Source organism: Paraburkholderia sp. 22098 (assembly GCF_052045935.1).
In the GTDB taxonomy this organism is placed as follows: domain Bacteria; phylum Pseudomonadota; class Gammaproteobacteria; order Burkholderiales; family Burkholderiaceae; genus Paraburkholderia; species Paraburkholderia caledonica.
The window spans coordinates 67167-87624 of the sequence record NZ_JBQEPV010000013.1; the positions used below are offsets into that span (position 1 = coordinate 67167).

Sequence of the window (20458 nt, forward strand, 5' to 3'; positions counted from 1 at the left end):
AAGGAGTCCACGGATGTTCGAATTTGCAGGCAAGGTCGCGGTCATCACCGGCGCGGCCAGCGGCTTCGGCCTCGCGTTTGCGCAGAAAGGCGCGGCGCTCGGCATGAAGCTCGTGCTGGCCGACGTGAATCCCGACGCGCTCGCGCAGGCCGTCGATACATTGCGCGCGGCCGGTGCCGACGCGATTGGCGTGCCGACCGACGTGTCGAGCGCAACGCAGGTCGAGGCGCTCGCGCAAGCCGCGCTCGATGCGTTCGGCAAGGTGCATCTGTTGTTCAACAACGCGGGCGTGGGCTCGGGCGGCTTGCTGTGGGAGAGTTCCGCCAACGACTGGTCGTGGGTATTCGGAGTCAACGTAATGGGCGTCGCGCACGGCGTGCGTGCGTTTGCGCCAATCATGCTGGCGCAGAACGAGCCAGCGCATATCGTCAACACCGCATCCGTCGCGGGGCTGCTGTCGCCGCCCGCGATGGGCGTCTACAACGCGTCGAAACACGCGGTCGTGTCGCTCACCGAGACGCTGTATCACGACCTGCAGATTGCGCAGTCCGGGCGTGAGGCGAGCCGCCGCGTCGGCTGTTCGCTGCTGTGCCCCGCATTCGTGCCCACGGGCATCGCCGATGCCGAACGCTCGCGGCCCGTTGAACTTCGCAACGAGAGCCGCCCGACACGCTCGCAGATCGCTGCGGGCAAGCGACTGCAGCGCGCGGTGCAATCGGGCAAGCTCAGTGCCGCCGATGTCGCCGGCATCACGTTCGAGGCTATCGCCGAGCGCCGTTTCTATATCATCACGCACCCGGCCATCATGGCGACGGTGAGACTGCGTCACGAGGACATCGAGCGGTTGCGCGATCCCACCGATCCGATGTCGCTGAAACCCGATGTCAGGCAGGCGGATTCCGACTAGCGCCGTTCCGCCGTTCGGTGGGCGCAGTGCCGTGTGCGCCTTTTCAACCTGCGGCGCGTATGCGCCATCTAACGTTACCTGCGTCACATGCCGCTGAACCCGAAGATCGAGCAGGTGCTCGACATGATCGCGCGCGCAAAGCGTCCGAAGCTCCATGAGATGACCGCGCAAGCGGCGCGCGCGTCGTATGAGAAGAGTGCGCCGATTCTCGAGATTGCGAGCGCGCCGATGTTTGCCGTCGAAGACCTGCGCATACCGACGCGCGACGGCGCAACGATTCGCGCGCGTCTTTATCAGGCCGTCGAGCCGAGCTGGGCCGAGCCGGCTCCTGCGTTGATCTACTATCACGGCGGCGGCTTCACGGTCGGCAGCGTCGATACGCACGATGCGCTGTGCCGCATGTTTGCGCGAGACGGAAAATGCGCGGTGCTGTCGGTCGATTACCGGCTCGCGCCCGAACACAAGTTTCCGACCGCCGTCAACGACGCTTTCGACGCGCTCGTCTGGCTGCATGCGCACGCCGCGGAATTCGGCATCGACGCCGGGCGGCTTGCGGTAGGCGGCGACAGCGCGGGCGGCACGCTCGCCACGGTTTGCGCGGTGCTCGCGCGCGACGCCGGCATCGCGCTTTCACTGCAGTTGCTGATCTATCCCGGCACGACCGGCTATCAGGAGACCGATTCGCACTCGCGACTTGCCGACGGGTTCCTGCTGTCGGGCGAGACGATCCAATGGTTTTTCGATCAGTACGTACGCGAGGCGAGCGATCGCGACGACTGGCGTTTTGCGCCGCTCGACGGCACACGCGGCGCACCCGAGTTCGGCGAACTCGCCCCCGCCTGGATTGCGACTGCCGAATACGATCCGTTGAGTGACGAAGGCGATGCCTATGCGCAGAAGCTGCGCGACCATGGCAACGAAGTCACGCTCAGGCGCTATCCGGGCATGATCCACGAGTTCTTCAAGATGGGCGGCTTCGTGCCCGATGTTGCGCATGCGCACGCGGAGGCCGCAGCGGCATTGCGCAGGGCATTCGGCGAGTAATGATTACGCGAGATTACGCGATTTGCGGCTCGACGTTGAATGCGAAGCTGCGCTCGAAGTCGCCCGGGCGCACGATCCGGTGTGAGCCGTTGTCGTCGCTTCGCTCGGCCACCGCCACGCTGATCATCTCCGCGTTCGCAACTACCCGCAGGGCCGTCGTGCCGCGCGTGCCGTACTCCGGCGTTTCGATGAATGCCGCCGACAGCGCCCGCTCGCGTTCGAGCGGAATGCCGGTGGCAGGCAGCTCATCGTCGGGGGCGACGCGCGGGTCGCGCATCAGGTCGATCAGGCGCTCGAGCGGCGGCATCGAGTTGCGCGTTAGGAGCGCGCTCAATTCGGCCCGCTTTCTGACGAGCTTCGGCCACGGGGTGTCGAGCACCGCGTTCGAGATGCCGTGTGTGCCGGGCGTAAGCAGCGCGGGGGCGGCGTTAGAGCGATTGCAATACCAGGCGAGTTCGCGACGCGTCCAGTCGCCGACCAGCAGGTTGAAGCCGTTGTACATGTCGCCGGTCTTCGCCACGCGTTGCAGATAGGCCAGCGGCGTTTCGTGCGGGCCGCCGTTCTCACCGCCGTTCTCCATGCCGTTCCCGCCGGCGCTGCCCGAAGCCAGCCAGTCGCTGACGAGCGTGCCGCGAGTCGGCGCGTCGGCGCGCATCTCGTGCGGCGCGCGGTAGTTGGTCAGCGCAGCAAAACGGCCGTCGCGCGACATGCCGAGCCACGTTCCGCCGCCGAGCAAGTCCCGCCCGGCCAGCACGCCCGGCGCGTCGCTCCACCAGGCGATCGGCTCGGCCGTGCGCCGGAAGAACTCGTCGCGATTCGCGGCAAGCGTGAAGATCGGGCCGTCGACCGCATCGGGTCGCCAGTCGAAGACAATCAGGCACATCGGGGGCGTCTCCCAATTGGGGACTTCTGAAATGGCATGGCAGGCAGAAGTTCAGGCGAGGGTGCAGCGAAGACGCGGCGCGTTTTCGTCGAACAGCGCCGCGTCGCATCTTCGAGCGCGGTCAAACCTCGGTGGGCAGGCCGTACGGAAGCGCGAGGAACTGCAGCGCCGGGCCTTGCGCCTCGCCTAGATGCACCGAGCCGCTTTCGAGCGCCGCCAGCTTGATCTCCACCAGCAGATCGACGCCGCCGTCGCGCGCCGATGCCGCGTTCACCACCATGCCGCACGGCTGGCCTGGATCGTCGGAGTGAAAGAGTTCGGCGCCGGCCTTCGCGGTTTCGAGGTCGCCCGCCACGTTGGCGAGCGACGTGCGCCGCTTGATCGTGCCGCGATACTGGCTGCGCGCCACGACTTCCTGACCGGGATAGCAGCCCTTGCGGAAATTGACCGCGCCGAGCACGTCGAAATTGACCATTTGCGGCACGAATTGCTCGACCACCGGCTGCGTGATGCGCGGCTCGCCTGCGCGAATGTCGAGCCAGTCCCAGACTGCGGGCGAAACCTGCTTCAACTTCTCGCGAAGCTGCGGCAAGTGCGCTTCGACTTGCGCCTTCGGGCCGATCCACAGATAGCGCAAACGCTCGAACGCATCGGGCACGCGGATCAGCGAGCCGGCCGCGCCGTCCACCTTCACGTGAACGCCGTCGGGCAGCGCGTCGAACACGCCGGACAGCGCCTTGCGGACATCGCCCGCGAGGCCGATCACGGCAAGTTCGCTGCTTGCATCCACGAGCTTCGCCTTGGCGCGCAAAACGAACATGGACAGCCGCTTTTGCACCGCCGCCTGCACGTCTTTCGAGACGAGCAGACGGATCGTGTCGCCGCTGCGCCACGTCAGAAACGACGCCAGCAACCGTCCCTTCGCCGAGCAATAACCGGCGAGACGCGCGTTCGCGGCGTCCAGGTGCTGCGTGTCGTTGGTCAACTGCCCGTGCAGGAAGCTCGCGGCGTCGTCGCCGGTGGCGTCGATCACGCCGAACTGCGTGAGTGCCATGTAGGCGCCATGTTCGAGCACTGCGGCGAACTCATCGGCGGACGGACGCGGCAGCACCGGTAGCGCCGTGGCGGAATGCCCCGAGGGCGCGCCGCCGGCGGTGCCAGCAACAGCGCCGGGAGCAGCGCCTGAAGCAGTAGCTGAAGGTGTGCCTGAAGGAGTGCCTGAAGCGGTAGCGAGCGGTGTGTTCATGGATTCCTGGAACAGTCAATTCTGACTTTAGCTAAGGCAAACAAGTATTATATGCAGTCCAACCCAGTCACGTTTTCATGTCCCTCTTCAAGAAATGTTTCGTCGCCGGCTCGATTATCGTCGTGCTGGCTGCAGCCGCGATTGCTGGCGGATACCACTGGGCCAATAGCCCGCTTGAGCTGAACCCCGCGCAACTCGACGTCACCGTCAAACCGCACAGCAGTCTGCGCAGCGTCACGCTGCAGCTGAACCGCGGCGGCGTGCCCGTCGAGCCTGAACTGTTCATCGTCATGACGCGGCTGCTCGGTCTTCAGAGCGAACTCAAGTCGGGCAACTATGAGTTCAAGACCGGCATCACGCCATACGAAGTGCTGCAAAAGATCGCTCGCGGCGACGTCAACGAATACGTCGCGACCGTTATCGAAGGGTGGACGTTCAAGCGCATGCGCCAGGAACTGGACGCCAATCCGGCGCTCAAGCACGACAGCGCCGGAATGAACGACGCGCAGCTGATGAGCGCGATCGGCGCGCCGGAAGCGTCGATCGGCAACGGCGAAGGGCTGTTTTTCCCGGACACCTACCTGTTCGACAAGAACACGAGTGATCTCGACGTGTACCGCCGCGCCTACCGGCTGATGCGCGCGCGCCTCGACGAAGCGTGGGTCGCGCGCTCGCCGGATCTGCCGTACAAGACACCGTATGATGCGCTGATCATGGCGTCCATCATCGAGAAGGAAACCGGCAAGAAATCCGACCGGGCAATGGTCGCCGCCGTCTTCGCGAACCGTCTGCGCGTGGGCATGCCGCTGCAAACCGATCCGACCGTGATCTACGGTATGGGCGAGAGCTATAACGGCCACATCCGCAAGAAGGACCTGCAGACTGACACTCCCTACAATACCTATACGCGGATGGGTCTGCCGCCGACACCTATCTCGCTGCCGGGCGTGGCCTCGCTGCAGGCGGCGATGAACCCTGCGCAAACCAGCGCGTTGTACTTCGTCTCGCGCGGCGACGGCAGCAGCATCTTTTCCGACACCCTCGGCGATCACAACAAGGCCGTGGACAAATACATTCGAGGGCAATAATGGCGCGCGGCAAATTCATTACATTCGAGGGCATAGATGGCGCCGGCAAGACGACGCATCTTGCCTGGTTCCGCGAGCGGCTGGAACAGAAGGTGGCGGCCAGCGGCCGCTCGGTCGTCATGACCCGCGAGCCGGGCGGCACGCCGCTTGGCGAGCAGATTCGCGAGATCGTGCTGCATCAGAAGATGGACCTTGAAACCGAGGCGCTGCTGATGTTCGCGCTGCGCCGCCAGCATCTGGCCGAAGTGATCGAACCGGCGCTCGCGCGTGGCGACTGGGTGCTCTCCGACCGTTTCACCGACGCCACCTTTGCCTATCAGGGCGGCGGCCGCGGGTTGCCGCGCGACAAGCTCGAAACGCTGGAGCGCTGGGTTCAGGGCGGCTTCCAACCCGATCTCACGGTGCTGTTCGACCTCGCGCCCGAAATCGCGAACGAGAGGCGCAGCGCGGCGCGCGATCCGGATCGTTTCGAGAGCGAATCGACCGCATTCTTCGACCGCACCCGAGCCGAATATCTGCGGCGCGCGGAAGAAGCGCCTTATCGATTCGCTATCATTGACTCTTCGCAAACCATTGCGCGAATCCAGAAACAACTTGATGAACTTCTTGCAAGTCTTTGATCGTAAAGCAATATAAGCAATTGTTATTGAGCGACCAAAGCCTCATGCAATACATCGTAAATCGCGTTCAACTGACTGATCAGAAAGAGAAAAGATGATTTATCCGTGGCAAGCCGATGACTGGAACCGCCTGCAGCAATTGCGCGACCACTGGCCGCACGCCTTGCTGCTGCACGGACAGGCGGGCATCGGCAAGCTGCGCTTCGCGCAGCATCTCGCGCAAGGTCTGCTGTGCGAGGACCAGCGGGACAACGGCGAACCGTGCGGCGCATGCGTCGCGTGCAACTGGTTCACGCAAGGCAACCATCCCGATTACCGTATCGTCGTGCCCGAGGCGCTGGCGGCCGAAGCCGGCATTGGCAACGGCGCGGACGAGAAAGCCGAAAAAGCCGATGGCGACGAAGGCAAGAAAACGCGCGCACCGAGCAAGGAAATCAAGATCGAGCAGATTCGCGGCTTGCTCGACTTCGTCGGCGTGGGTTCGCACCGCGGCGGCGCCCGCGTGGTCGTGCTGGCTCCGGCGGAGGCGCTCAACATCGCGGCGGCCAATGCGCTACTGAAAACGCTCGAAGAGCCGCCTGCGGGCGTCGTGTTCCTGATGGTGTCCGCGCGGATCGACCGGCTTTTGCCCACCATCATCAGCCGTTGTCGCCAATGGCCGATGAGTCTGCCCGCGCCCCAGGCCGCGACCCAGTGGCTCGCCGCGCAAGGCGTGGCGGAGGCGCCGGCGCTGCTCGCCGAAGCGGGCGGCGCGCCGCTGACCGCACTCGCGCTGGCTAGCGACGAAAACCGCACGTTGCGCGACTGGACGCTCAAGCAGTTGGCCGCCGGCCCGGAGTGCGACGCCTTCGCATGCGGCGAGGCGCTGCAAAAGCTGCCTGTGCCGCTCGTGCTCGGCTGGCTGCAGCGCTGGATGTACGATCTGCTCGCGCAGCGCACTGCGGGCGCGCCGCGCTATTTTCCGCAGGCGTCGGCGGCGTTGACGCGCTGTGCGTCGCAAGCCGACGCGAGCGCGTTCGCCCGCTTCATGCGCGCCGTAACGCGTCAGCGCGCCGTCGAAAATCATCCGCTGAACGCGCGGCTCGTGTTCGAGGAACTGTTTCTCGGTTACCGCGAGCTTTTTGCATGACGCGAGGCGGAGTTCCCCACGCGCGGCGAGCGTCGTTTCCATCCGATAGCGCTTTACCCGTTAGCCGGTTCTTCAATTCAATCTGAAAGCACCATGAACCTGTCTTACCGCGATGCCACGCTCGACGATCTGCCTGCCATCGTCGCCATTTACAACTCGACGGTGGCCTCGCGTCAGGTGACCGCCGATCTCGAACCGGTCAGCGTAGAAAGCCGTGTTGCATGGTTTCACGCGCATGGGCCGCACAAACGCCCGCTATGGGTTGTCGAAGACGCCGAACAGCCGCACCGTGTGATCGCCTGGCTGAGCTTTTCGGATTTTTATGGCCGTCCCGCCTATCAGCGCACCGCCGAAGTCAGCATCTACCTCGACGAGCGCGCGCGCGGCAAGGGCCTCGGCAAGCAGTTGCTGGCGGCCTCGCTGGCAGCGGCGCCGGCGCTCGGCATCGACACCGTGCTGGGATTCATCTTCGGTCACAATGAGGCGAGCCTGCGTCTGTTCCGCGGCTTCGGTTTCGACACATGGGGCTCGCTGCCGCGCGTGGCCGTGCTAGACGGCGTGGAGCGCGATCTGGTGATCCTCGGCAAGCGCCTCGACGCGCAAGGCGCGGCAGCCTGACCGAGTTGGGCCACGCTTCGGGCCACGCTTCGGGCCATTCCTCGGGCCATTCATTTGCAGGACATGATCATGTTTGTCGATTCGCACTGTCACATCAATTTCGAAGGACTCGCCGACCGCCTGCCGCAGGTGCTCGAGAATATGCGAAGCCACTCGGTCACGCACGCACTGTGCGTGTCGGTGGACCTGGAAACGCTGCCGTCCGTGCTGGATATCGCGAGCCGGCATGAGAACGTGTACGCGTCGGTGGGCGTGCATCCGGATCACGAGGACATGCGCGAGCCAAGCGTCGCGGAACTCGTGGAGCTGGCCGGGCATCCGAAAGTGATCGCAATTGGCGAGACAGGGCTCGACTACTACCGCCTGGAAGGCCGCTCGATCGCCGATATGGAATGGCAGCGCGAGCGTTTCCGCACGCATATCCGCGCCGCGCATGCCACGGGCAAGCCGCTCATCATCCATACGCGCTCTTCGTCGGAAGACACGTTACGCATCATGGCCGAGGAGCGCGCGAGCGAGCCGGGCGGCGTGATGCATTGCTTCACGGAGCCGTGGGCCGTGGCCGAACAGGCACTGGCGCAGAACTTCTACATCTCGCTGTCGGGCATCGTCACGTTCAAGAGCGCGACGGATGTGCAGGACGTCGCGCGCCGCGTGCCTCTGGAGCGCCTGCTGATCGAAACGGATTCGCCTTACCTCGCGCCGGTGCCGTATCGCGGCAAGCCTAATGAACCTGCGTACGTCAGCTATGTCGGACGTTTCATCGCGCAGCAGCGCGGCATGACGGACGAGGCGCTCGCGGCCGCAACCACGCAGAATTTCTTCCGTCTATTCAAGCTTTCCGCGCCGATCGGCGCACTGTGAAAGTGGATAAATATCAAGAGGATAGGGGCCAACCCTAAAGTAAAATATGATCAACAGTTCCAGTTTCTCCGACGCGCGCCAAGCCGCCCAAACGGCCCGCGCCGCATACACGTCGGCGCGCCGCAGCTTCTCGCGCGCCGCGCTGGCGGCCACGGTGGCGTGCGCCGCGCTGAGTTCGCTGATCGCGGCACCGGCCCAGGCCGCGCCGATCGATTCGCTGATCAAATCAGTCAAATTCGACGACGTCGACGGCGTCAAGAAACTGCTCGCCAAGGGCATGGACCCGAACAGCGTCGATAACCAGGGCATGCCGCTGCTGGTGCTGGCCGCGCGCGAGAAGTCCGACAAAGTCGGCGCCGCGCTGCTCGCAAATCCGAAAACCAACGTCGAGATCGAAGACAAGGCCGGCGAAAACGCCATGATGATGGCCGCGCTGAACGGCGACATCGACTTCGTCAAACAGTTGATCGCGAAGGACGCCGAAGTGAACAAGAAGGGCTGGGCGCCGCTGCACTACGCGGCGGCAAACGGCCACGACGACATCGTGAAGCTGCTGCTCGACCATTCCGCCTACGTGGACGCAGGGTCCCCGAACGGCACCACGCCGCTCATGATGGCGGCGCGCGGCGGCCATGTGTCGACGGTGAAACTGCTGCTCGACAACGGCGCGGACCTGACGGTCAAGAATCAGATCGGACTCACCGCACTGGATTTCGCGAAGACCTATAAGGAGCCGGACGTGGTCGAAGGTCTGACCGCGCGTTTGCAGCAGATGCAGCAAAAATAGAGCGCGCGGCGCGCCGGCATGCGCCGGTGTGCGCCGCCCATTGCCTGGAGATCGCGGCTGCCGGCCTGCTGCCGCATCGCAAAACAGTGCAGAATGACGACTTTGTTGCGGCGCGTTCGCGCGCCGTCCGGATGCGGCAACAGACCGCCTGATAAACGACCCTGGAAAGGAACACCATGCTGCGGGCTTTGATTTTCGCCAGCGCGTTTGCCGTACCGTTATCGGCAGCCGCGTTTACGGGGGGCGACCTCAACAAACTGTGCACGAAGACCGACGTCGCGTCGCGCAGTGCGTGCGCCGCATACATCGAAGGCGCCGCTGACGGCATCTTCAACACCATCGACGCGATTGGCGGCACTACGGGACCGCGCGTCGGGCAATACTTCTGCTTGCCTCAGGACGCACGCTCGGCGCAGCTGACCGACGCCGTACGCAAGTACATCGCGGAAAATCCGATTGTCGCGGGCTACAACGCGAGCACGGCAATCTCGCTGGGACTCGGCAAGGCATTTCCTTGCAAAAGCGGAAGTTAGTGTGAGTTCAAAGGACGTGTAGCGTACGACGCACACGTTCTCCCACGAGTCGGACGCCACGCTTCACATGCGCGTCCGGCTCGACAAGCGGAGCGCATTTTCGATTAGCGCGTCCGCCTCGAAGGCGCTTTACGGTGTTTTTCAGTGCTTTTCACGAGCGCGTCCGGCGGGTTCGTCCCGCGGCGCGTGTCACATTGCGCCGTCGCCGCGTTTCATGGCCGCCGGCCTGTCCCCATCCAATCGAAAAGGAGGTTGTCCTTCATGCCTTTTCTAGACGAACTCAACCACCTTGACCGTATCGCCGAAGCGCCGCTGCATACGTGGCTGGGCGCATTCATGATCTCGGTGGTCGTCGTGCTGATCGGCATCGGCATGCACCGCGTGGGCGCACGTATCGTGACCCGAATCGCGCGGCCTTATCCGCTCACCAGTGTCGTGCTTCGCTATATCGACAAGCCTTCGCTGTTCGCGCTCACCATTCTCGCGCTGGAAGCCGTATGGTGGGAGGCGCCCGACACGCTCACGTTCATATCGCCGTTGCGCGACGCCGCCGCGATCGCGCTGATCGGCGCGTTGACCTGGCTGTCGGTGCGCTCGGCGGCGGCCATCGGCGAGGCAATCATTCAGGCCCATCCGCTCGACACCGCCGACAATCTGCAAGCGCGGCGCATCCATACGCAGGCGAGAGTGCTGGCCCGCTCCGTGATGCTCGTGATCGTGATCGTCGGCGTGGGCGGCGCCTTGATGACGTTCCCGAATGTCCGGCAGATCGGCGCGAGCCTTCTTGCATCGGCGGGCGTGGCAGGTCTGGTTGCCGGTATTGCCGCGCGGCCGGTGCTCGGTAATCTGATCGCCGGCTTGCAGATTGCGCTGTCACAACCTATCCGGCTCGACGACGTCGTCGTCATTCAGGGCGAATGGGGGCGCATCGAGGAAATTACCGGCACGTACGTGTCGGTGCGCCTGTGGGACCAGCGGCGGCTCATCGTGCCGCTGCAATGGTTCATCGAAAATCCGTTTTCGAACTGGACGCGCAGCAGTTCGCAAATCATCGGCACGGTGTTTCTCTACGTCGATTACCGGATGCCGCTCGCGCCGCTGCGCGAGGAGCTTGCGCGCATTGTCGCGGCGGCGCCTGAGTGGGACGGGCGCGTGCAGGTTCTGCAAGTCACCGAGGGCACCGAACGCTCGATGCAATTGCGTGCGCTCGTCAGTTCGCTCGATTCGGGCCTCAACTGGGACTTGCGCTGCCGCGTGCGCGAGGGGCTCCTCGACTTCATCCAGAAGCACTATCCGCAGTATCTGCCGCGCGCGCGTGCGGAAGTGTCGGCGGAACTCGAAAACGGCAAGGGCGAGCCGCTCGACTGGGTGCCGCGCGGCGCTCGCACGCCTGCCGGCAGCACGGCGGCGCATACTGAGGCGGACCCGGTGGCGAGCCGGCCCGCTCAGGCGACCGGCGCGGCAGCGCCGTCGCACAAGGTCAAGGAAATGGCCTAGCGGCCACAGGTGTCTGCGTGAAGCTTTTCCACGCGGACCAGAGCCCACGGCGATGCAACCGATCGATCGCTGAAGGGTCGAACCGTCCACTCACACATAAACTCGGCGCGGCATGGCGTGCACCATGCGAAAGTTTGTCGAGGCGCTCGCTGCGTGACGAGCGCCGGCTGCACCCTGGCAGATGCCGCGCGCAACAAGGAGGACTAGCAACATGGGCCGACTGATCGTCGTGTCGAATCGCGTCGCAACGCCGACGGAAACCAAAGGATCGGCTGGCGGCCTCGCCGTCGGCGTGTTCGGCGCGTTGAAGGACGCCGGAGGCGTGTGGTTCGGCTGGAGCGGCGACGTGGTCAGCGAGACCGTCGCCAACGCCGGGCCGACGCTCGAACAGGACGGCGCGGTCACCTTCGCAACGGTGGGTCTTACGCGCAAGGACTACGACCAGTACTACCGCGGCTTCTCGAATGCGACGCTGTGGCCGGTGTTCCACTACCGCAACGATCTCGCGCGCTACGAGCGCGAGGAGTATGCCGGTTACCGGCGCGTCAACGCGTGGCTCGCGCACAAGCTGATCAAGCTGCTCGAGCCAGACGACGTGATCTGGATTCACGACTATCACCTGATTCCGTTTGCCGAAGCGCTGCGCAGCGAAGGCATCACGAACCGCATCGGCTTCTTCCTGCACATTCCGTTTCCCGCGCCGCAGATTCTGCTCAACATTCCGCCGCACGAGGAACTGGTGAAATCGCTGTCGTGCTACGACTTGCTGGGCTTCCAGACGGCGACCGATCAGGAAGCGTTCCACGATTACGTCACTCGCCACGCGCGCGGCTCGGTGTCGAGCGACGGTCTCGTCGAAGCGTTCGGCCGCAAACTGCGTACGGGCGTCTACCGCATCGGCGTGTTTCCAGACGAGATTGCCGAGCAGGCAAAGCGCTACGAGAGCCGTCAGCACGTGCTCGACCTGAAGCAGAGTCTCGAAGGCCGCAAGCTGATCATGAGCGTCGACCGGCTCGATTATTCGAAGGGGCTCGTCGAGCGCTTTCGCGCATTCGAGCATCTACTGGAACGTTCGCCCGAATGGCGCGGCAACGTCACGCTGGTGCAGATTGCGCCGCCCACGCGTTCGGACGTCGCTACGTACCAGAAGATCCGTCAGGATCTGGAGTACGAAGCAGGGCGCATCAACGGGCGCTATTCTGGTCTCGACTACACGCCGATCCGCTATCTGAACCAGCAATACGACCGCTGGAAACTCATGTCGCTGTTCCGCGAGTCGCAGATCGGCTTCGTCACGCCGTTGCACGACGGCATGAATCTCGTCGCGAAGGAATATGTCGCCGCGCAGAATCCCGACGATCCGGGCGTACTCGTGCTGTCCATTTTCGCGGGCGCCGCGGCCGAGCTGACAGGCGCGCTGCTCGTGAATCCGCACGATGCAATAGGCATGTGCGAGGCGTTGCAGCGCGCGCTGCAAATGCCGCTCGACGCGCGTCAGCGGCGTCACGAGATCAACATGGCGGCGCTGCGCAAGAACGATCTTGGCGTGTGGCGCGACAGTTTCCTGCGCGACCTGCGCAGCGTGCCGCTGCAGAAGCCCGCCATGGGCGGCGGGCATAAGTAGTGAGCGGTCCGAAACGGAATGTCGTGCGCGTGTGCAGGCGTGGCACGCCAGGGCGCTTGGCGCCTGCAGCCTGCAGGGTGTCTTATGCACGGATGGCCGCGTGCTGAGCGCGCTCGCCATCGCCGGTTACCGGTCGCTGCGCGAGTTGATCGTGCCGCTTGGGCGGCTCAACGTCATCACGGGTGCCAACGGCAGCGGGAAGTCGAGCGTATATCGTTCGCTGCGTCTGCTTGCCGAAACGGCGCGCGGCGGCGTGATCACATCGCTCGCGCGCGAAGGCGGTTTGCCGTCCACCTTATGGGCCGGCCCGGAGCGTTTTTCCCGGGGCATGCTGAGCGGCGAATTCGCGGTTCAAGGCACGACCCGCAACGCACCGGTCAGTCTGCGTCTCGGCTTCGCGGGCGACACGTTCAGCTATGCGATCGACCTCGGCTTGCCGCATCCGGGTATCAGCAGGTTCGTGCTCGATCCCGTCATCAAGCGCGAGTGCATCTGGAGCGGGCCGGTGCTGCGGCCCTCGGCGTTGCTGGTGGATCGACAAGGAGCGGCGCTGCGCACGCGCGATGAAAACGGCGACTGGCAAACGGTCCCGCAACCCGTCGCGAGCTTTGACAGCATGATGACGGAGTTCGCCGACCCGCGCTGCGCGCCGGAGATGATCGTGGTGCGCGAACAGATCCGCTCGTGGCGCTTCTACGACCACTTCCGCACGGATGTCGACGCGCCCGCGCGCATGCCGCAAATCGGCACGCACACGCCGGTGCTCTCCGACGACGGCGCGGATCTCGCTGCGGCTTTGCAGACCATTCGCGAGATCGGCGACCCCGCTGCACTCGACGCCGCCATCGACGATGCGTTTCCCGGCTCACGGCTCGACGTCGCCACACAGGGCGGCCGCTTCGAAGTGCTGATGCAGCAGCATGGTTTGCTGCGTCCGCTAAAAGGTGCGGAACTGTCTGACGGGACCCTGCGTTATCTATTGCTGGTCGCCGCCCTGTTGACGCCGCGTCCGCCCGCGCTACTGGTATTGAACGAGCCCGAAACGAGTTTGCATCCGGACCTGTTGCCGGCGCTTGCACGGCTGATCACGGGGGTGGCCGCGCACTCACAGGTGCTTGTCGTGTCGCACGCGGCGCGGCTCATCGCGTCACTCGAACGCGAAGACGCGAGCGAGTCGATCGTGCTGGAGAAGCATTTCGGTGCAACGCGTCTCGCCGACGCCGAAGAGCGCGACATACCGGCGTGGAAATGGCCGTCGCGCTGACGCCGACGCGTGCGTGCGGCTCCCATATTTCGATGGTCCTTGCGATGTAAGCTGAATGTAACAGCGCCCAAAAAATGCAATACCGGGCGCTTTTTAGCGCTTGCCAGGGAATAATGCTTCGATGCCTGTGGCGCGCGCGCCGGCCTCAGCGCCATTAATCGAAAGACGGAAGACCTGCCTGCCACCCCGGCGCCTATCGACGCCGGATAAACCTGGCCGGGCCGGGCAGCGCCAGGCCGTGCCGGGCTATGCACAAGCCAGCGCCGCAAGCCGTCAGTTCACGGAGACAACTATGAAGATTGCGCAGATCGCCCCCTTGACCGAATCGGTGCCACCGAAGCTGTACGGCGGCACGGAGCGCGTCGTGTCGTACATCACCGAGGCGCTCGTGGAGCTCGGCCATGACGTGACGCTGTTCGCAAGTGGCGACTCGGTGACGAGCGCGAAGCTGGAGGCCGTGTGGCCGCGCGCGCTGCGCCTCGATCCCGGCATCCGCGATCGCGTGGCGCCGCACATGTTGCTCATGGAACTCGTGCGCCGCCAGGCCGAAGAGTTCGATGTCCTGCATTTTCACCTCGACTACTACTCGTTCTCGGTGTTCAAGCGGCAGGAGACGCCGTTTGTGACGACCATGCACGGCCGGCTCGATCTGCCCGAACAACAGCCGGTGTTCGATACGTTCAACACTGCACCGGTCATTTCGATTTCCAATGCGCAGCGCCATCCGCTGCCGCAAGCGCGCTGGCTGACCACGGTGTATCACGGCTTGCCGGAGAAGCTATATACGCCGCAGCCGGTCGAGCAGAAGTACCTCGCGTTCCTCGGCCGTATCTCGCCCGAAAAGCGCGTCGACACGGCGATTCGCATCGCGGGGCGCTGTGGCATGCAGATCCGCATCGCGGCAAAGGTCGACACTGCGGATCGCGAATATTTCGAGCGCGATATCCGGCCGCTACTGGACTTGCCGCACGTCGAGTTCATCGGTGAGATCGCGGATCATCAGAAGGCCGAATTCTTGTCAGGCGCACATGCACTGCTGTTTCCGATTGATTGGCCGGAGCCGTTCGGCCTCGTCATGATCGAGGCAATGGCTTGCGGCACGCCGGTCGTCGCGTTCAATCGCGGTTCGGTGCCGGAGGTGCTCGAAGACGGCTTGACCGGCTTTATCGTCGAAGACGAGATCGGCGCGGTGGCGGCGGTCAACCGGCTGCACAAGATGCCGCGTGCCGGCGTGCGTCAACGCTTCGAGGAGCGCTTCACGTCGCACCGGATGGCGCAGCAATATGTGGACGCGTATCAGTCGGTGATTCGCGCGCAAAAGCGCTCGCGCTTCAAGGTAGTGGATAGCTCGGGTCGTTGATTTCCGCGAGCGGTTCATGCGGACGGTTCTGGAGGTCTGGCCACGGAATTGACATGTGCACTTGCTCGTTGCAAAAGCTCATGCCGACTGCCCGCGCAACGTTTTCAGAACCTTAAGTTGAACGCATAAAAGTTGGACAGGCCGGCCTCCGCGAACGGAGCCGGCCTGTCGTCAAGTTTCCGCGCACTGCGACACATCGCGCGGCTCACACTGCGCAATCCTCGCGTCCATCCCGGACACCGTTGCGGGAATCAGGCGGACAGCACGCGCAACCCGCATACGTACGGGCGGTTATCGCGATGCGACGTGATGCGAGGCCGCTGGTCCGCCGTCATATTCCTTAGATCTTCAGGCGCGAAACCTTCGTGCCCTGCAGCGACAGATCGCCCATCAACCCGGCATTGGTCAGCACGAATACTTGCACCGGCGCCGTGGCGGTGGTGGTGTCGATTACGCCGTTCGCGCCCATCTTCACGAGCGCGACCGAAGCGTCGCCGCCCACCGACCAGCCGTCGGCATTGCGGAATTTGTCGAGCGCGTCCTGCGTCATGAACAGGAAGATGATGGCCTTCGACTGTGCGCCGGCCTGCAAGCCGAACGAGCCGGAAACCGTGCTGTAGTAGCCCACCGTGCTGCCGCCCACGCGCAGCGAGCCTTCGCCGTACTGCCCGCCGACGATGAAGCCAGCCTGCAGCACCGACGGGAACACGAGCACGCCGCGCGCCTTCGAGACGAGTTCGTGTGAACCCTTCACGGTCGTGTACAGGCGGGACAAGGTGCCGTCGACGCTGGCGTCGATCGACTGACGTTTGGACGCGTCGGTGGACGGTGTGTCGTGGCCGCCGGTGTTGGTGGTACAACCGGCAAGTGCAAGGCCTCCGAAAGCGAGCGCAGCGGTAGTCTTCAACATGAAGTGTCGTCTTTGCATCGTTTTTCTCCGTATGGTTCCTTGGCGCAGCCGCGGAAGTTACGCGGCTGTCTTCTGAGTTATATCACACGGCACGCTAAAAGGCGCCCTCGCACGCGTAGGCGAAAAGCCTTATGTGACGGGGCTTTGCGGGAGATCGCAAGAGCCACGCTGTAAATCTGACCGGCTCGCGCGACGAGGCTCGCCCCGCGCAGAAAGCGTGATCGAACGGGGTCACGGCGTCGCGGATTCGCTCGTGGGTTGACGACCGGCGGCCGCACAGAAACCTAAGCAGATGCCCATTTTTACCGATTCGGATGCGCTGCAATTTGCGCCGCCATCGAACGAAAAGTGTTGTCCCGGCGCCGCACACTCGCGGCTTTGGCGCACGCTATCCGCCGTGGTTTGCCTGGCTCTTGACCGTGGGCGGCCGCCTGAGTGCGCGCCGCACCCCGCCGATCAGCACACCCACGGCAAGCAGCGTGAGCGCCGGCACGATCCAGTAACCGACGAATGCATGCCAGAGGTAAGCCATCAAGGTAGAGCGGCGCACGCTGTATTCGTTGCGGGCGTCCTGCTGGCGCGGCGCGTTGGCGGCCAGCACGTCGGCCGGGCAACCGGCGGCTTGCGCCTCGTCCGGCTTGCCGTGGCAGCGGGCGGGGGCGCCGGCGGCGCGCTGTGCGTCGGTGAAATTCCAGGTGGTCAGCGCGCGCTCGAGGTCGACGGCATTGTAGGCCATCTCCTCGCGAATTTCGCTGACTGCAACGATCGCCACGGGCACGGCCCAAAACACGATGACGACCAGCCACCGCCTCAACCAGCGGTTTTTATGCTTCGATACCATCCTTGCCTCCAATCGATGCTTTCCGGCATCAACGACAAGATGGCGGCCCGTATGGATATTGTGTGGGGTGGGCCGTCTCCGCAGCCATCATAGAAGAAAAACGGCGCGTTCGGGCGGCGGCACGGAGAAGGGCGGGGAAAGCGGGTGACGGAAAAACGCAGACAGCATAATGCGACGATCGAGCGCCGCGAGGTACGCGGCGCTTTCCGGCGATGTCCGGACTCAGTTGGCCGGCGCGGAAGACAGGCAGCTCTTCATGAACGCTTTGCGTTCGTCGCCTTTCTTGCCGGTGGCTTGCACGTTGCACGCCTTCATCTTGTCCTGCTGGCTCATCGGTGCGGCGGCCGGCTTCGCGGAAAGGCAGGTTTTCATGAACGCCTTGCGCTCGTCGCCTTTCTTGTCGGCGGCCTGCTTGTTACAGTCCGCCATCTTGGTTTGCTGGCTGTTCTCTGCAAACGCGGGCGAAGCGAGGACGGCGCCGAGTACCAATGCAGCGATTGTGGATTGGAATTTCATGTGACACTCCCATCGGTGTAGAAACGTTTTTGGTCTTCATGCACGCGGGCGTCTACGCATCCGGCCCTCGGCAGGTCCATTATGGCAAATGCTGTCTGCATCAACGGCCAAAACCGCGTTTGCGTTGACATGCGCACCCGCGTGTTTTCCCTGATGTAGCGGCGCTTGCGGCATTCGCGGCATTCAGAAGGCTCAATTGCGGACAGGCCATTATGTTATGCATTGCAGATTAATTGACGAATGCAGCCGGGCTGTAAATCGGGCTCTTGCCCGCTGCGAGTGGCGGAATAAAAAAATTCGCGCTGAATTGTTCTTTTTGCTGCGCCTGCACACGAATAGCAATTGGTAAGGAAATCCGGACCGAAATTCCGAAATCTTTCTGCCGCGGCGGTGTGCATGGGGCGCCGATGCTGTCGCGTCAGGCAAACCAGAGGAGCATGCGATGCACTATCTGCTGACCTATGACCTTGTGCCCGACTATCTCGAACAGCGCGGCGCGCACCGCGAGCGGCATCTGAAACTTGCGTGGGCTGCGGCGGAGCGCGGCGAACTGCTGCTTGCCGGCGCATTGAACGACCCCGTGGACACCGCCGTGCTGCTTTTCACCGGCGAGTCGCCCGCAGCCGCCGAGGCCTTTGCCAAGGCGGATCCGTACGTGCAAGCGGGCCTTGTGAAACGCTGGCGCGTGCGCGAGTGGACGACCGTGGTCGGCGAGGGCGCAGCCACTCCAGTCCGCTAGAAGAACGCCCGACGAACCCGCGGGCGAGGTGCCTCGCCCGCGCTGTTGCCACGAGGCGCGAGAGCTTTTCTTGCCACATCGATGTCATCAAGCGTCGGCACCTTGAGCTCGATGCGCCCGCAACCAACCGACGCAGCCGGCTACGTCAAAATTTCGAAAAATCTGGAGTGCCGTCGTGACTGCGAAATCGCATAAGTTTATTCGCGGCTTTTTCGAATTCTCAGGCTCGCTACAGAAAAACCGGTGCTATCGCAGCAAGCATTTCCGTTACGGCTTGACGTGAAAAGACGGAATGCGCAAGAGAAGTTTGTTTCTATCCGTAACACTTGTCGCAACGATATTCACGCAAACCCTGGTGGTGGTATGCTTCGTGCACAATTCTCCCATGCACGAGTGAGACCACGTTCTGTGCTTCGCAATAGGGACAAACCGCACTAACACAGGGCGGTATTGATCACCAGACAGAACGTACAAAACATATTTGTGCAACCGAGGGCTACACACGGATCGTGAAAGTTGAATCCGTGGTCAGCCCAAAGCCGCGGCCCGGCCAGGCTGCGTGGAGAAAATCCATGTTTTTCGATGAGCTAAGCAATGACGAATGGGCGCTGCTCTCAGCGCTTGTCTCAGATGAGCCGGCCGTCCGTCTGAACCGACGCGGGCGGCCTCGTGCCGATCCACGTGTCGTGGCGAATGCAGTGTTGTGGATCCTCACCACCGGTGAGCCGTGGTCGAAGCTGCCGGGACGGTATCCGTCGGGTCCTACTTGCCGACGCCGCTTTGAAGAATGGCAGTTGAACGGCACGCTGCTCGAGATGGTTCGGCTCCTGTCCAGGACCGGACGCACGTTCGCGTACGTGCCTCAACCTGCGCCGCTGGTTGCCGCCAAGCCTGCAGGCAAGCCGGCCGCGCAGGTCGCGGAAACCTCGAGATCGCGCGACGACGCTCCGCGCGGTGTGACGTGGAAGAGCCCCGAGTCCTGGCAGGCGCCCGGCACGAGCCGCAACGGCGCGAATGCGCTGCACGCGGCGCTTCCGTCTCACGCGCGCGACTGGCGTTGCGCCGATCCGTTTGCGGACATCACACGTCAGCTGGCGGGTATCGACAATGTCGCGCCAACCGAACAGTCCGCACCGCACACGCCTTATTTACCGCCGGCAGTAGGGCGCGCGCCGGCCTTTCCGACGCCTTCGGTCGCCTATGCGCCGCGCCCTGCGCTGCGCGTGGACCTCGGCGCGATAGGCGAAGCCGGTGCAGTCGGCGCCGCCATGCAGGGTTTGGATTCGGCAATCGCGTCGGCGCGAAAAATGCCCGCAGCGGCGTTGCAGCGCAGCCCGCTGCCGGCAAGTCTCGCACCGCGGGGCCGGCAAGTTGCCGAGCGGCATGGCTACCTGATCTACGTTGCCGCCGAGCGTGTGCCTAACGATATGTATCGCGCATGGGCGGAGATCATGATGGACGGCAGGCGCGTCGAGCGTTCCGGTCTCGTCGGTCCGCGTTTCGCCGATCCCCAGGCCGCCGAGCAGTATGCGTTCGAGTGGGCGGCGCAGTGGGTCGATCGCGAGTGCCGCACGCTGGCCGCAGCGCAAGCCGCGCCCCAGGCCCGCGCGCCGCAACAGCATGCAACGACAATGCAAACGCACAAGCCAGGTTATGCGCCGAATGGACCGGCCACTCATGCGCCGTATGCCGGGGCGCCGGCGCGTCCGTTGCCCGGGCTGCGTCATGTGCCGGAGCCGGTCGCCGCGCATCATGGCGCGCCGTTGCATGGTCCTCTGAATGCGTTTCGCGGACCGCTGCGGCGTTATGCGAGCGAACCGTCCGCCGTGACTACGTCAGTCCCGGCGAATATTGCAAACGCGGTGAATGCGGTGAATGCTGCCGACGCGGCAGCACATGTAGTCACCGAACGCGAAGCAGCAGAGCGTTATCCGTCATACACAGAACTCATCTCCCACGCGGGATGAGCACGCAGTACCCCGCGGCTG

20 protein-coding genes are annotated in these 20458 nt (G+C 63.9%); 15 read left to right on the forward strand and 5 right to left on the reverse strand.

Features of this window, described 5'->3' with window-relative positions:
• Window positions 1-13 precede the first annotated feature (13 nt).
• Window positions 14-907, forward strand: coding sequence for an SDR family oxidoreductase (locus ACTJLB_RS24720; RefSeq protein ID WP_440784774.1), 894 nt, complete (start codon window positions 14-16; stop codon window positions 905-907).
• 87 nt (window positions 908-994) lie between these two features.
• Window positions 995-1951, forward strand: coding sequence for an alpha/beta hydrolase (locus tag ACTJLB_RS24725; protein WP_440784775.1), 957 nt, complete (start codon window positions 995-997; stop codon window positions 1949-1951).
• A gap of 13 nt (window positions 1952-1964) precedes the next feature.
• Here ACTJLB_RS24725 and ACTJLB_RS24730 read toward each other — a convergent pair whose 3' ends face one another.
• A complete protein-coding gene (locus ACTJLB_RS24730; RefSeq protein WP_440784776.1) occupies window positions 1965-2834 on the reverse strand; it encodes an NRDE family protein in 870 nt (289 codons plus the stop codon).
• A 121-nt stretch (window positions 2835-2955) separates the two neighbouring features.
• On the reverse strand, window positions 2956-4080 hold the full coding sequence (gene ygfZ / locus ACTJLB_RS24735) for a CAF17-like 4Fe-4S cluster assembly/insertion protein YgfZ (RefSeq protein ID WP_440784777.1): 1125 nt from the start codon (window positions 4078-4080) through the stop codon (window positions 2956-2958).
• A 77-nt stretch (window positions 4081-4157) separates the two neighbouring features.
• Here ygfZ and mltG point away from each other — a divergent pair, with 77 nt between their 5' ends.
• From mltG to ACTJLB_RS24790, 11 genes are all read left to right on the forward strand, one after another.
• A complete protein-coding gene (mltG, locus tag ACTJLB_RS24740; RefSeq protein ID WP_131319728.1) occupies window positions 4158-5168 on the forward strand; it encodes an endolytic transglycosylase MltG in 1011 nt (336 codons plus the stop codon).
• Window positions 5168-5788, forward strand: a complete 621-nt coding sequence (gene tmk, locus ACTJLB_RS24745) for a dTMP kinase (RefSeq protein ID WP_440784779.1) — start codon at window positions 5168-5170, stop codon at window positions 5786-5788. Before mltG ends, tmk begins: the two co-directional genes overlap by 1 nt.
• A 94-nt stretch (window positions 5789-5882) precedes the next feature.
• A complete protein-coding gene (locus ACTJLB_RS24750; protein WP_214879523.1) occupies window positions 5883-6917 on the forward strand; it encodes a DNA polymerase III subunit delta' in 1035 nt (344 codons plus the stop codon).
• A 93-nt stretch (window positions 6918-7010) separates the two neighbouring features.
• A complete protein-coding gene (locus tag ACTJLB_RS24755) occupies window positions 7011-7535 on the forward strand; it encodes a GNAT family N-acetyltransferase (RefSeq protein WP_408189814.1) in 525 nt (174 codons plus the stop codon).
• Between the two features lie 69 nt (window positions 7536-7604).
• Window positions 7605-8399: a TatD family hydrolase gene (locus ACTJLB_RS24760; protein ID WP_020065938.1), complete on the forward strand. Its 795-nt coding sequence runs from the start codon at window positions 7605-7607 to the stop codon at window positions 8397-8399.
• A 46-nt stretch (window positions 8400-8445) separates the two neighbouring features.
• The gene (locus ACTJLB_RS24765) at window positions 8446-9186 is read left to right on the forward strand and encodes an ankyrin repeat domain-containing protein (protein WP_440784780.1); all 741 of its coding nucleotides are present in this window, start codon (window positions 8446-8448) and stop codon (window positions 9184-9186) included.
• A gap of 176 nt (window positions 9187-9362) precedes the next feature.
• Window positions 9363-9719, forward strand: coding sequence for a Rap1a/Tai family immunity protein (locus tag ACTJLB_RS24770; protein ID WP_006048979.1), 357 nt, complete (start codon window positions 9363-9365; stop codon window positions 9717-9719).
• Between the two features lie 261 nt (window positions 9720-9980).
• Window positions 9981-11216 (forward strand): mechanosensitive ion channel family protein, encoded by a 1236-nt coding sequence (locus ACTJLB_RS24775; protein WP_087754714.1) that lies wholly within the window; start codon window positions 9981-9983, stop codon window positions 11214-11216.
• A gap of 211 nt (window positions 11217-11427) precedes the next feature.
• A complete protein-coding gene (gene otsA / locus ACTJLB_RS24780) occupies window positions 11428-12840 on the forward strand; it encodes an alpha,alpha-trehalose-phosphate synthase (UDP-forming) (RefSeq protein WP_020065942.1) in 1413 nt (470 codons plus the stop codon).
• 100 nt (window positions 12841-12940) lie between these two features.
• A complete protein-coding gene (locus tag ACTJLB_RS24785; protein WP_440784781.1) occupies window positions 12941-14104 on the forward strand; it encodes an AAA family ATPase in 1164 nt (387 codons plus the stop codon).
• A gap of 292 nt (window positions 14105-14396) precedes the next feature.
• Window positions 14397-15464, forward strand: a complete 1068-nt coding sequence (locus tag ACTJLB_RS24790; protein ID WP_020065944.1) for a glycosyltransferase family 4 protein — start codon at window positions 14397-14399, stop codon at window positions 15462-15464.
• Window positions 15465-15804: 340 nt separating this feature from the next.
• On the opposite strand, the gene ACTJLB_RS24795 is transcribed toward ACTJLB_RS24790, so the two are convergent.
• From ACTJLB_RS24795 to ACTJLB_RS24805, 3 genes are all read right to left on the reverse strand, one after another.
• Window positions 15805-16392, reverse strand: coding sequence for a BPSL1445 family SYLF domain-containing lipoprotein (locus ACTJLB_RS24795; protein WP_027804292.1), 588 nt, complete (start codon window positions 16390-16392; stop codon window positions 15805-15807).
• A gap of 370 nt (window positions 16393-16762) precedes the next feature.
• On the reverse strand, window positions 16763-17215 hold the full coding sequence (locus ACTJLB_RS24800; protein ID WP_020065946.1) for a membrane protein: 453 nt from the start codon (window positions 17213-17215) through the stop codon (window positions 16763-16765).
• A 222-nt stretch (window positions 17216-17437) separates the two neighbouring features.
• Window positions 17438-17731, reverse strand: a complete 294-nt coding sequence (locus ACTJLB_RS24805; protein ID WP_020065947.1) for a PsiF family protein — start codon at window positions 17729-17731, stop codon at window positions 17438-17440.
• A 442-nt stretch (window positions 17732-18173) separates the two neighbouring features.
• On the opposite strand from ACTJLB_RS24805, the gene ACTJLB_RS24810 reads away from it, so the two are divergent.
• Complete coding sequence (locus ACTJLB_RS24810; RefSeq protein ID WP_020065949.1) at window positions 18174-18470, forward strand: YciI-like protein; 297 nt, start codon at window positions 18174-18176, stop codon at window positions 18468-18470.
• A gap of 572 nt (window positions 18471-19042) precedes the next feature.
• Window positions 19043-20437: a transposase gene (locus ACTJLB_RS24815; RefSeq protein WP_440784782.1), complete on the forward strand. Its 1395-nt coding sequence runs from the start codon at window positions 19043-19045 to the stop codon at window positions 20435-20437.
• Window positions 20438-20458 lie beyond the last annotated feature (21 nt).